The sequence below is a fragment of the Rahnella sp. EDr1-12 genome (genome assembly GCF_049206505.1).
Lineage (GTDB): Bacteria > Pseudomonadota > Gammaproteobacteria > Enterobacterales > Enterobacteriaceae > Rahnella > Rahnella rivi.
Genome location: NZ_JBLZNY010000004.1, coordinates 34,723 through 47,188 on the forward strand (window position 1 = coordinate 34,723; position 12,466 = coordinate 47,188).

Below are 12,466 nucleotides of genomic sequence, written 5' to 3' on the forward strand. Positions count from 1 at the left end.
AGTTATGGCGGCTAGCCCAATGGCTGCCACCATCAACTGGCCCGACGCTGTGGCGGGAATTGCTGCCGGAGAACAACCCTGGCTCGATAAAGCCCCTGAACTCGCCAAAGTTGCGAACGTGCAGCAGTCGCAAGCGCTCGAAGACGCGTTATCGTCTGCACTATCGAGTAACACTGAAGGCGCGCTGAAGGCTCTGGTCGTGCTGGATTCTCAGGACTGGCCTCATCTCGTTGGAACAGACCTTGTTTGCATGGGACCCATTAACAAACAATCGGCTGAGATAGAGACCTTTTATCAACGAACCCGGCTGGCCCTGCTGGAAACAGACAAAGGAGCAACCTGTCTGTGGATCCTTGAAGCGACATACGAAGAATGGAAAGCAGATAACGCCCGCAAGGTTAAGTAATATTACTTCCTGAAGTACAAAGCCCGGTCGGCTGTACGGGCTTTCCTCACGTTCTACCCCCCATTGATTTCCCGTGTTAATTATCCTTAGTCGCTGCCCCCCCTCAGCCGCTTTCGCACGTCTTCAGCTCGCACAACACCCCTACTTGTTAACGTGGCTTTCGCCACCCGACAAGGCCGAACGATGGTTTTTAAGTCGTTTATCAGTGGCGGGGTTTTAATGGCGCTACCCTCAATTCTGGCCAGTCCAGAGGATTTCGCCGCGCTACAGCGCGAAGGCAGGCTGGATTTTTGCCGCGCGGCGATTTTTAGATTTACTTCGTCATCATTGCCAGACGTATGACTGGTCGTGACTTATTCGACGTTAACCACTTCGAAACTGTGGGTGATCGAGGCGGCTTTGCCCAGCATCAGAGAAACGGAACAATATTTCTCAGCTGACAGGCTGACGGCGCGCTCCACAACCTTGTCAGTCAGGTCTTTACCGGTGACGATGAAGTGCAGATTGATGTGTGTGAACAAACGCGGTACTTCTTCGCGACGTTCTGACGTCAGTTTCACTTCACAGTCACGGACATCGCTGCGGCCTTTTTGCAAAATCGACACCACGTCGATCGCGCTACAGCCACCCGCGGACATCAGCAACATTTCCATCGGGCTCGGTGCTTTATCACCGGCATTCCCGTCCATTAAAACCTGATGACCCGACGCGGATTCACCTAAAAACGTCAGACCTTCCACCCATTTTACGCGTGCGTGCATTTGCTTATCTCCTGGCGTTCTTATTCATCAAATTTTCACCCCAGAGTACCCTTTCACCTAAAAACTGGCAACGTAACCCGATCGCCATCATGCTGAAGCGAGACAACACAAGACAGCATTGCAAACCTGTGTTACAAACAAAGCCGAAACATACTTTCCAGTAAATTGCGGTGACGGTTTTCGCGGTTTAAGAACAGAACCCAAGGTGATAACAGCAATTAACAGGCTGTTTCACTCCGACATCCGCTTGCAGCATTTCTGGTGAGTTACATGCTGATAGGGCGCATTAATATTCAGACGCCGTACAGGGAACTCTGAGCCCTGTGATTTTGGGCAGCGATAATAACAGAGGATAATAGCAAATGGTTCTCGGCAAGCCACAAACAGACCCGACACTTGAATGGTTCCTGTCTCACTGTCATATACATAAGTATCCTTCTAAAAGTACGCTGATTCACCAGGGTGAAAAAGCCGAAACGCTGTACTACATCGTGAAAGGGTCGGTTGCCGTCCTGATTAAAGATGAAGAAGGCAAAGAGATGATACTTTCCTACCTTAACCAAGGTGACTTCATCGGCGAGCTGGGACTCTTCGAAGAAGGTCAGGAACGCAGTGCCTGGGTACGTGCTAAAACTGCCTGCGAAGTGGCTGAAATTTCTTATAAAAAATTCCGCCAGCTGATTCAGGTTAACCCGGACATTTTGATGCGCCTCTCCGCGCAGATGGCAAACCGTCTGCAAATGACGTCAGAGAAAGTCGGTAACCTTGCTTTCCTCGACGTAACGGGCCGTATCGCTCAGACCTTATTGAATCTGGCCAAACAGCCAGATGCCATGACCCACCCGGACGGGATGCAGATTAAAATTACCCGCCAGGAAATCGGTCAGATCGTCGGTTGCTCCCGTGAAACCGTCGGCCGCATTCTCAAGATGCTGGAAGATCAGAGCCTGATCTCCGCACACGGTAAAACGATTGTCGTTTACGGCACACGTTAATCCCTCAAAAAAAGGCGCGACAGCTTACTGTCGCGCCTTTTTTATGGGCTAAGCTTCATCCATGACGCTATGGCGAAGGCTGTTTTATCATCCCGAAGTGAACTATGCACTGCGTCAGACGCTGGTGTTATGTCTGCCGGTCGGCCTCTGCTGGCTGTTTGGGAATCTGCAAATGGGCCTGTTGTTTTCCCTCTGCCCTGCCTGCTGTAACGTCGCCGGTCTTGATACTCCCCACAAACGCTTTTTCAAACGTCTCATTATTGGTGGCGCTCTGTTTGCGCTGGGCAGCATTCTGCTGCAAGTGATGCTGACCGGGTGGCACCTCCCGCTGCCGCTGATCATGCTGTCGCTGGCATTATTACTTGGCGTCACCGGCGAAATCAGCCCGCTCCATGCGCGTCTGTTGCCCGGTGCTTTAGTGGCGACCATCTTTACCCTGAGCATGGTGGGCGTCAGGCCGATGTGGCAGGCACCCGCGCTGTTTGCCGCAGGCACCGCCTGGTACGGCCTGTTTAACTGGGCGTGGTTTCGCATATCAAAAGAACAACCGATGCGCGAAACCCTCAGTCAGCTGTATTTGCAACTGGCGGATTATTTCGAAGCTAAATACAGCCTGCTGACGCAGCATACCGACCCTGAAACCGCGTTGCCGCCGCTGCTCAAGCGCCAGCAACAGGTCATCGATCTTATCGCCCTGCTTTATCAGCAGCTGCACATGCTGCCGCAGCACGGACATCATCATCACTACAAGCGGCTGTTTCAGCGTTTTCAGGTGGCGCTGGATTTGCAGGAGCACATTACCGTCAGCCTGCATCAGCCGGAAGAAGTGCAAAAGTTGGTGGAAGAGAGCCATGCGGAAGCGGTGATCCGCCGTAATGCTCAGGTGATTTCAGCCCGTCTGCGGGTGATTGCTGACGACATTCTTTACCACCGTCTTTCCGGGCGTTTTACCATGGCGAACGAACTGGCGGCGCTGGAGAAAATTGCCGCACGCAATCCGGATAATCCGGTCGGCCAGTTCTGTTATTACCATTTCAGCCGCATCGCACGCCTGCTGCGTACACAGAGGCCACTGTACCGGCGCGATCTGATGAATACTCAGCCGCGCCTGCCTTTCTGGCCCGCACTGAAAAGTTATTTGTCCTTTAAATCCATTGCCCTGCGCAATGCCGCACGTCTCGGCATTATTCTGGCGTTAGGCAGCAGCCTAGGGTTGTTCTTCAATCTGCCGAAACCTTACTGGATTTTGCTGACCATCATGCTGGTCAGTCAGAACGGTTATAACGCCACACGCGTGCGCATTCAGCACCGTGCGCTCGGCACGCTGGCGGGATTGCTGATCGCCGCTGCCCTGCTGAAACTGGAGCTGCCCGAGGGCGTCACGCTGCTGTGTATGCTGGTGATTACGCTGATATCGTACACGGTGTTGCGGAAAAACTACGGGCTGGCGATGGTCGGTATGACGGTGACGGCGGTGTATACGCTCCAGCTTCTGGCGATGAATGGCGTGCATTTTCTGGTGCCCCGGCTTATCGATACCCTGATCGGCTGCGCCCTCGCCTTCGGCGGTACGATCTGGCTGTGGCCTCAGTGGCAAAGCGGATTGCTGCGACAAAATGCCCATCAGGCGCTGGAAGCCGATCAGGAGGCGATCCGGTTGTTACTGCAGGATAATCCGGATACCGCCAAACTGGCTTACGCCCGAATGCAGGTCAATCAGGCCCACAACAAGCTGTTTACCTCGCTGAATCAGGCGATGCAGGAACCGGGGTTTAACTCGCATTATCTGACGGATATGCGTTTGTGGGTAACGCACAGCCAATTTGTGGTCGAGCATATTAACGCGATGACCATTCTCGCCCGCGAGCATTACATGCTGCCGGAGAAACTGGCGACGGAGTATTTACAGACCTGCGAAATCGCGCTGCAAAGCTGTCAGCAACGCTTGCTCTACGACGGGCCGGGCAGCGAGAACAATCTGTTCAATGCGCCTGAACTGCACCCGGATATGCCGCTGACCGAGATGGAACGCCACCTGCGACGCGTAATTTCCCATCTCAGCGTGATGCATACGATTTCGTCACTGGCGTGGAAGCAGAGGCCGCATCATGGGATCTGGCTGACGCGCAAGGCGTGAAGGGGAATGCCCTTTCAAACTCCCGTTTTTACTGGCTTGCAGCCTGCCTGTCTTTTAAAACAGACTGGCGCTATTTCGGTTTCTCGGTGTGGAGGCGCGCACTCGCCGCTGGTTAAAACCGACTGAGTACATTTCGGTGTTAACCAGCGATTTAGCAGGGCTCACCCCCCGCAAACTTTCCCCACCGCTTTCTCAAACCGCTGCATCCCTTCTTCAATATCCGCGAAGTCGATAACCAGCGATGGTGCAAACCGCATTACATTCGGTCCCGCGACCAGCATCATCAGGCCGAATTCAGCGGCGGCGGCGTGGAACTCGCCCGCGCGGTTTTTGAAGGCATCCGACAACTCGGCTCCAATCAGTAATCCCTGACCGCGGAATTCTTTGAAGATGTGATATTTCTGGTTGATGGCCTCCAGCGCGATGATGAATTTCTCGCGACGCTCGTCGATACCCGCCAGCACTTCCGGGGTGTTGATGATATCCAGTGCCGCTTCAGCCACGGCGCAGGCCAGCGGGTTACCGCCGTAAGTGGTGCCGTGTTTGCCCGGTTCCATCACGGAGGCCACGTCTTCGGTTGCCAGCATCGCTGAAACCGGGAAGCCGCCGCCCAGCGCTTTGGCGGTGGTCAGAATGTCCGGCGTCACACCGTAATGCATGTAGCTGAAGAGTTTGCCGCTGCGGCCCATGCCGCTTTGTACTTCGTCCAGCACCAGCAGCGCCTGATGTTTGTCGCACAACTCGCGCAGACCTTGCAGGAATTCCTGGGTGGCAGGCGTCACTCCGCCCTCGCCTTGTACCGGCTCAACCACAATGGCGCAGGTGTGATCGTCGATGACCGCTTTGACGGCGTCCAGATCGTTAAACGGCACGTGGACGATATCAGCCGGTTTCGGGCCAAAGCCGTCGGAGTATTTTGGCTGACCGCCCACAGACACGGTGAACAGCGTGCGGCCATGGAAGGCGTTATGGAAAGCGATGATCTTACTTTTGTACGGGCTGTGACGGTGCGAGGCGTAGTAGCGCGCCAGTTTAAAGGCCGCTTCGTTGGCTTCCGCGCCTGAGTTGGCGAAAAATACGCGGTCAGCAAAGGTGGCGTCGATCAGCTTCTGAGCCAGTCGCAACGCGGGTTCGTTGGTGAACACATTGCTCACGTGCCACAGCGTTTCGCCCTGCTCGTGTAATGCTTTCACCAGTGCAGGATGGCAATGCCCGAGCGCCGTCACGGCAATCCCCCCGGCGAAATCAACATACTCTTTGCCCTGCTGATCCCACACGCGGCTGCCTTTACCTTTCACCGGAATAAATTTAGCAGGTGAATAAATCGGCAAAATCACTTTGTCGAACGTGCTCCGGTCTACCGCTGATTTTTCTGCCATAACCCTTTCCCTCACTGCCGTTAACATGAAAATATAATCACAAAATATGCATAAAAAATCACAAACAGGCAAACGGTAATCGCACCTGATGGGTAAGTAATTTTTTCGGCAGAATTAACTGATTAGATTTTAAGGAAATTATTCAGAAGCTGGTGCCCCTGTTCGCTCAGAATGCTTTCCGGATGGAACTGAACGCCATGCAGCGGAAGGGTTTTGTGCATGATGCCCATGATTTCGTCGCGGGCGCCTTCACGTTCTGTCCACGCGGTGACATCAAAACAGTCTGGCAGCGTGTCGGGGGCAATCACCAGAGAGTGATAACGCGTGACGGTCAGCGGGTTATTCAGCCCGCTAAACACGCTGTTGCCGGTGTGGCGGATGGGTGACGTTTTGCCGTGAATCGCCTGACGGGCGCGCACGATGTTCGCACCGAATGCCTGTGCCATCGCCTGATGCCCAAGGCATACGCCCAGCACCGGCAAGCGCGTCGAGAAATGCGTAATGGCTTTCAGGGAAATCCCGGCCTGATCGGGCGTGCAGGGGCCGGGGGAAATCACCAGATGCGACGGCGAGAGCTGCTCAATATCGGCGAGGGTCAGCTGATCGTTACGCATCACTTTCACCTCTGCGCCCAGCTCGCAAAAATACTGATAGAGGTTGTAAGTAAAGGAGTCGTAGTTGTCGATCAGCAGCAGCATAGTGTTCCCGGTAAAGTCGAAAATTTACCGGGCAATTCTACGCATTTTTCCGTACAGGCTTCAGCACTTTCTGGGAATGTTTTACCGGCAGAAAGTCAGTGGTCATCGGCAATTTCGCTGATCACGGTGCTGAAAATCGCCACCAGATCAGATTCATCGCCAAACACGGCAGTTTTGTTGGCCTCTATCCACCGCTCCCTTCCAACATTCGCCCACTGAATGTCATAACCGGCATGGATAACCAGCTGCTCGGTGAAAATCCTCAGTGCGCGCCCGTTGCCGTCGCGGAAAGGATGCAGCAAGTTCAGTCCGGTGTAGTAATGCGCCAGCCGTTCGGCAAACTGATCAAGCGGCAGGCCGACGAGAAACTCTTCGTCTTCCAGTTCCTGCATCAGGGCATTGCCTTCCTTTTCGATGTAGCCAAAATGGCAAAACTGGGTGTCGTCTTTATAGATATCGATTTCGCGGAACTCGCCCGCCCACGGATAGATATCCTGAAACAGGGACAGATGGATGGCGCACAGGTGCGGCAGCCCCATTACCGAGGGGCCGAGGGGCATCACTGCCGCCCGCAACGCCGTGAAGGCCAGCTCAGCTTCCCGCAGGCGGTGCGCCTCGCGGATTTCCAGCCTGTTTTTCAATACGTTAATGCCGCGATAGTAGTAAGGGTCGGCACCGGCCACCAGTTTATCGTTCATAGTGCCCCCTCAGCTCGGCCAGACGCTGTGCAATCTGGTCGTTATCTAACGTGACGACCTCAACCTGCAGGCCATCCAGCGCGCTGCTGGCCTGAAAGTTTTGCCGCTGCCGTTCCCGAAAGAGTTTTTCCTGCTGTCTGAGCGTGGTTTTCTTCGCCATCGTTTCCTCCCTGGCACAGCCATTAGGGCGCATACCTTGTGGAGTTAAGTATAGACAGAGAAAAAAGGGCGCCACGTGCGGCGCCCTAAACTCAGATTATTCAACGGCGATCGGTTGATCGCTGACCTCCGTTTTCTGTTCGCCCTGCAACGTTTTCACCCGTTGCTCAAGCTGCTGAACGGCTTTGGCATCCGGCAGCAGTGAGTATTTCAGCTCAAACACCGTGCTCTGGCCCGGCTGCAACTGTTTAACGCGGCCTTGCTTACGTTCGATGGTCACCGGATAGGCGTAATTGGTGCCCGGTTCGATGCCGGTGACGTAACCTTGTTTCAGCGTGTCGGTGTTTTTCCACAGCGTCAGCAGTGGCAACTGATGGGTGTCGAACTCAATCGATGCGCCTTTATCACCCGCTTTGTTGACCACCCCGGCCACGGTTTTGCCCTGTGCATCCGCCAGCGGCACCATGTTAAACACCATTTCGTCGAAGCCTTTGGTCGGCCCGGCGTAGGTTTGCCAGTCGGTCAGCCCTTTTTTGGCGTAGTCATTGAACGGTGAAATGGACTTCAGCGGCGCGATAAAGCGGGCACCCTGTTCAAGGATCGGCTGACCAAAGTTGCTGTGATAGATGATCTGATAATCGTGCGGATAGTCAGAGGCGTTGGTCAGCGTGTCATGGATAGTCCAGGACTGACTGCCCGGCACGTAACGCAACTCTGTCCAGGTTTCGAGCCTGGCTTTCTTAAAGGTGTTCTCTTTCAGCAGGCCGCGTACGGTGATTTCAAACGGCGCTTTGTCGGCAATCTCAATTTCTACCTTCGACGCGGGCGTATTGCCTGCGCGGCCATGCAAGGTGTAAATCATACCGTCGGCAGTCACCGGATGGCCGGTCCATTCAAAGCCGCAGCGCACCATCATTTCGTTGAAACCTTCCAGCCAGCCCACACCGTTACGGCTTTCCAGATTGATATACGCCGGGTTCACCACTTCCTGAACCGGCGAATCCCAGCCTAAACGAATGTTATCGCCGGTGACGTGCAGTAAATCCATCCCGCGCGTCGGGCTGAGGGCGATTGTCAGCCCTTTACTGGCGATAGTGATGACTTTGGAGCCTTCCTGCTTGCCGCCATGCAGTACTTTTTGTTCGATGCTGAAATCCGCGCCGGCAAGATTCAGCTTTTTGCTGTCAGTCTTCCAGTTTCCCAGTTCCGTACCGGCTTCAGCATCCGTCAGCACAATAGTTTGTGCAGCAGCCTGCCACGAAAAAAGCCCCATCACGATCCCGGTTACGAGTAATTTTTTCACATTCACTCCTTTTTGCTGAATTGATTTAGCCCAAAAGCAATTCAGCCTACAAAGCCCGTCAGGTGAAAAACGTGACAGCCTTCACTTCGCCGGGTTTTTCATCAAAAACGGCCACAGTAACGTGCTTTGAACGACACATTAAGATGTCACAAAGGGAATGTTGCACTCAAAAATGCGAGGTCAGGCGGGAATTGAACAGGAGAAGCTGACGCGGTTCAGCTACTCCTGTTAAGTGAAGAGCGTTATTTTTTACGGCCACCCATAATGGAGCCGAGCACTCCGCGTAAAATCTGACGCCCCAGGTCGCGCGCAATACTTTTCGCCGCCACCTGCACCACGCCGTCGCGTTTGCCACCGCGCGGGCCGGTGCTGCCGAACAGCAGATCGTTCAGGCCGCCCATCAGCCCGCCGCCGGAAGCACCTTCCGCCGCAGTTTTGGTGGAGGCGGTTGATTGGGGCGTGGCGACGGTGCCAAAACCCTGTGCGGTGATTTTTTCGTAAGCGGATTCCCGGTCAATGCTGTCTTCGTAGCGGCCATACAGCGGCGACTGATTGATGGCTTTATTGCGTTCGTCATCGCCCAGCATGCCCATTTTAGATTCAGGCGCGATCACCATCGCCCGCTGCACCACCTCAGGACGCCCTTTTTCATCCAGGAATGACACCAGCGCTTCGCCCACGCCCAGTTCGGTAATTGCCGTTTCAGCATCAAACGCCGGATTGGCGCGCAGCGTTTGTGCCGCCGCCTTCACCGCTTTCTGGTCACGCGGCGTAAAGGCGCGCAGGGCATGCTGCACACGGTTGCCGAGCTGCCCGAGCACGCTGTCTGGAATATCCAGCGGATTCTGCGTGACGAAGTAAATCCCGACGCCTTTCGAGCGGATCAGACGCACCACCTGCTCGATTTTGGTCAGCAATGCCTGCGGCGCGTCATTGAACAGCAGATGCGCTTCATCAAAGAAAAACACCAGCTTCGGCTGTTCCGGATCGCCCACTTCAGGCAGATGTTCGAACAGCTCGGCCAGCAGCCACAACAGAAAAACCGAGTAGAGTTTCGGCTGATTAATCAGCTTCTCCGCCGCCAGCAGATTGATCACACCGTGGCCGTTTTTATCGGTTTTCATCAGGTCATTGATCTCCAGCATCGGCTCGCCGAAGAACTGGTTGGCGCCCTGACCTTCCAGCGTCAGCAGCCCGCGCTGGATAGCCCCGATGGACGCTGTGGAAATATTGCCGTACTGCGTCTGGAACTGTTTCGCGTTCTCGCCGGCAAACTGCACCATGGCACGCAAATCTTTCATGTCGAGCAGCAACAGGCCGTTGTCGTCGGCAATCTTAAACACCAGCTGCAATACGCCGCTCTGCACCTCATTAAGGTCCAACAAACGCGCCAGCAACAGCGGGCCGAGATCTGAAACCGTGGCGCGGATCGGATGGCCTTTTTCGCCAAAAATATCCCATGGAATAATGCTGCACGCCTGCGGCTGCCAGTCGGTCACGCCGATGTTATTCAGGCGCGCGGTGAGTTTTTCTGAAGGCACACCTGCGGCGCCAATCCCTGATAAATCCCCTTTCACATCGGCCAGAAAAACCGGAATGCCGATGCGCGAAAACTGCTCGGCCATGCGTTGCAGCGTGACGGTTTTACCGGTGCCGGTCGCGCCGGTAATCAGACCATGCCGGTTCGCCAGCGCAGGCAGGATCACCAGATCCTGTAACGGTTGACCTTCACTCATGGCTTTCGCAATCAGACGGGCTTCACTCATTTCATTATCCTTGACGTGGGCGCGGGGCGTTTATTAAAACCTATTCGTCAGCGGGATGGGCGTCAAGAAATGGACATGAAAAAGCCCCCGGATCCGGAGGCTTTATAGAAAGGAACAAAAGGGTCGGAAATAAAGCTTATGGCAGCACTTTCGCAGACAAGATCACGATAGGCGTTGTCGGGACGTTCTGGTAAGGGCCGACGTTGTCGGTTTTGACCTGAGACATCTTGTCTACAATATCCATCCCTTTGACGACTTTACCGAAAACGGCGTAACCGAAATCACGCTGGCCGTGATCGAGGAAGGCGTTGTCTGCCACGTTGATGAAGAACTGGCTGGTGGCGCTGTCTTTATCGGCGGTACGCGCCATCGCGACGGTGCCGCGCAGGTTACGCAGGCCGTTATCCGCTTCGTTCTTGATAGGTGCTTTGGCGGCTTTCTGCTGCATGTCCGCGGAGAAGCCGCCGCCCTGCACCATAAAACCTGGGATTACGCGATGGAATACGGTGTTGTTATAGAAACCGCTCTGGGCGTAATCAACAAAATTCTTCACAGAAACCGGTGCTTTCGCACTGTCGAGTTCCAGTTCGATATTCCCTGCTGAAGTCGTCAGCATTACGTGAGTTTCACCGGCAGCAAAAACTGGCGACACAGCAGTCAGGGATAGCAGCGCAGTTAAGGCCACTAAAGTACGTTTAAACATGACGGTTCCTTTCTCGTGAATACAAACAGCAGATCTTACTGATTCTAAAGAGCCTTTACGCTCAGCGCCAGACCTTTACCTTTATTTACGCTCAAGGCTAATTATTCAGTTATTTCAAAATATTACATAAGATTTTTCGCGCGTTTAACTGTTGAAATCTACGGGATAATCTTGCTCAAGATGAATGAGGGTTTGTGCAGGCTGAGTTTGCGCAATCACCACGCCCTGACGAACAGAGAACCGCACCGGCGTCTGGCGGCGCACGGCATCGAAACCACTCTCCGCCGCTAAAATCACCAGGCTGGCCGCATTGCCTGCCTTCAGGTCATAGCCTTGCAAATTCATGGTACGCGCGCTGTAGATGGTGATGAGCTTCAGGCCGTCGTCAATTTGCTGATAGCCCATCAGCTGGCAAACGTGCAGCCCCATATGCAGTACCTGCAACATATTGGCGGTGCCCAGCGGGTACCACGGGTCAAACACATCATCGTGGCCGAAACAGACGTTAATCCCCGCCTCCAGCATCTCTTTCACCCGCGTGATACCGCGCCGTTTAGGGTAAGTATCGAACCGGCCCTGCAGGTGGATATTCACCAGCGGATTGGCGACAAAGTTGATACCTGACATTTTCAGCAAACGGAACAGACGCGAGGTGTATGCGCCGTTGTAAGAGTGCATCGCGGTGGTGTGGCTGGCGGTCACGCGTTCGCCCATGTTTTCACGTAACGCCAGCGCGGCGACGGTTTCCACAAAGCGCGATTGTTCGTCGTCAATCTCATCGCAATGCACGTCGATAAGCTTGTTGTATTTTTTCGCCAGCGCGAAGGTTTTGTGCAGCGATTCCACGCCGTATTCGCGGGTGAATTCAAAGTGCGGAATAGCCCCGACGACGTCGGCCCCCAGCTTCAGCGCCTCTTCCAGCAGAGCTTCACCGTTCGGGTAGGACATAATGCCTTCCTGCGGAAAGGCCACGATTTGCAGCGTCACCCACGGCGCGACTTCGGCTTTCACCTCCAGCATGGCTTTGAGCGCGGTGAGCGTTGGATCGGACACGTCCACGTGCGTGCGCACATGCTGGATGCCGTTAGCGATCTGCCACTTCAGCGTCTGCCAGGCGCGTTGTTTGACGTCCTCATGCGAAAGCAGCGCCTTACGCTCTGCCCAGCGTTCAATCCCTTCAAACAGCGTACCAGACTGATTCCACGCGGGCTGACCGGCGGTTTGTGTGGTGTCGAGATGGATATGCGGCTCGATAAACGGCGGGATTGCCAGCCCCCCCTGCGCGTCCAGGATGTGGTCACCCTGTGCGTCACTGTCAGGCTGGGAAATAATCTGGCGAACAACGCCGTCTTCGATATCGATCTGCCACAGACCTTCGCGGTCAGGCATCCGGACATTTTTAATGGTACGCAAAGGGGTTTTCGTCACGCTCTACCTCGTGGTTTCAGAAAGTGTTTGAGG

General features: G+C 54.5%; 12 protein-coding genes. 3 read left to right on the forward strand and 9 right to left on the reverse strand.

What is annotated here, in order from left to right; genetic code table 11:
• Positions 1–19 precede the first annotated feature (19 nt).
• Positions 20–406, forward strand: a complete 387-nt coding sequence (locus tag ACO0U8_RS16890) for a hypothetical protein (RefSeq protein ID WP_240993999.1) — start codon at positions 20–22, stop codon at positions 404–406.
• Positions 407–759: 353 nt separating this feature from the next.
• On the opposite strand, the gene ACO0U8_RS16895 is transcribed toward ACO0U8_RS16890, so the two are convergent.
• Positions 760–1,167 (reverse strand): OsmC family protein, encoded by a 408-nt coding sequence (locus tag ACO0U8_RS16895; protein WP_421671294.1) that lies wholly within the window; start codon positions 1,165–1,167, stop codon positions 760–762.
• Between the two features lie 362 nt (positions 1,168–1,529).
• Here ACO0U8_RS16895 and crp point away from each other — a divergent pair, with 362 nt between their 5' ends.
• Both crp and ACO0U8_RS16905 read left to right on the forward strand, forming a co-directional pair.
• On the forward strand, positions 1,530–2,162 hold the full coding sequence (gene crp, locus ACO0U8_RS16900) for a cAMP-activated global transcriptional regulator CRP (RefSeq protein WP_056775291.1): 633 nt from the start codon (positions 1,530–1,532) through the stop codon (positions 2,160–2,162).
• Between the two features lie 61 nt (positions 2,163–2,223).
• Positions 2,224–4,299, forward strand: a complete 2,076-nt coding sequence (locus ACO0U8_RS16905; protein WP_217202940.1) for a YccS/YhfK family putative transporter — start codon at positions 2,224–2,226, stop codon at positions 4,297–4,299.
• A gap of 161 nt (positions 4,300–4,460) precedes the next feature.
• Here the strand turns inward: ACO0U8_RS16905 and argD are convergent, their stop codons facing one another.
• The 8 genes from argD to ACO0U8_RS16945 form a co-directional block, all read right to left on the reverse strand.
• The gene (argD, locus tag ACO0U8_RS16910; RefSeq protein ID WP_217202941.1) at positions 4,461–5,678 is read right to left on the reverse strand and encodes a bifunctional acetylornithine/succinyldiaminopimelate transaminase; all 1,218 of its coding nucleotides are present in this window, start codon (positions 5,676–5,678) and stop codon (positions 4,461–4,463) included.
• 122 nt (positions 5,679–5,800) lie between these two features.
• Positions 5,801–6,376 (reverse strand): aminodeoxychorismate synthase component II, encoded by a 576-nt coding sequence (locus ACO0U8_RS16915; RefSeq protein ID WP_136374712.1) that lies wholly within the window; start codon positions 6,374–6,376, stop codon positions 5,801–5,803.
• Positions 6,377–6,471: 95 nt separating this feature from the next.
• Positions 6,472–7,074: a putative adenosine monophosphate-protein transferase Fic gene (locus ACO0U8_RS16920; protein WP_122097311.1), complete on the reverse strand. Its 603-nt coding sequence runs from the start codon at positions 7,072–7,074 to the stop codon at positions 6,472–6,474.
• Positions 7,064–7,234 carry a YhfG family protein gene (locus ACO0U8_RS16925; RefSeq protein WP_072158094.1) on the reverse strand — a complete coding sequence of 57 codons (171 nt, stop codon included), beginning with the start codon at positions 7,232–7,234 and terminating at the stop codon, positions 7,064–7,066. The genes ACO0U8_RS16920 and ACO0U8_RS16925 overlap by 11 nt, the downstream gene beginning before the upstream one ends.
• Positions 7,235–7,330: 96 nt before the next feature.
• A complete protein-coding gene (locus ACO0U8_RS16930) occupies positions 7,331–8,536 on the reverse strand; it encodes an aldose 1-epimerase family protein (RefSeq protein ID WP_421671295.1) in 1,206 nt (401 codons plus the stop codon).
• Between the two features lie 242 nt (positions 8,537–8,778).
• Positions 8,779–10,302: a helicase HerA-like domain-containing protein gene (locus ACO0U8_RS16935; protein WP_421671296.1), complete on the reverse strand. Its 1,524-nt coding sequence runs from the start codon at positions 10,300–10,302 to the stop codon at positions 8,779–8,781.
• 136 nt (positions 10,303–10,438) lie between these two features.
• Positions 10,439–11,005: a peptidylprolyl isomerase A gene (gene ppiA / locus ACO0U8_RS16940; protein ID WP_421671297.1), complete on the reverse strand. Its 567-nt coding sequence runs from the start codon at positions 11,003–11,005 to the stop codon at positions 10,439–10,441.
• Between the two features lie 144 nt (positions 11,006–11,149).
• Positions 11,150–12,433: a cytosine deaminase gene (locus ACO0U8_RS16945; RefSeq protein WP_421671298.1), complete on the reverse strand. Its 1,284-nt coding sequence runs from the start codon at positions 12,431–12,433 to the stop codon at positions 11,150–11,152.
• Positions 12,434–12,466 lie beyond the last annotated feature (33 nt).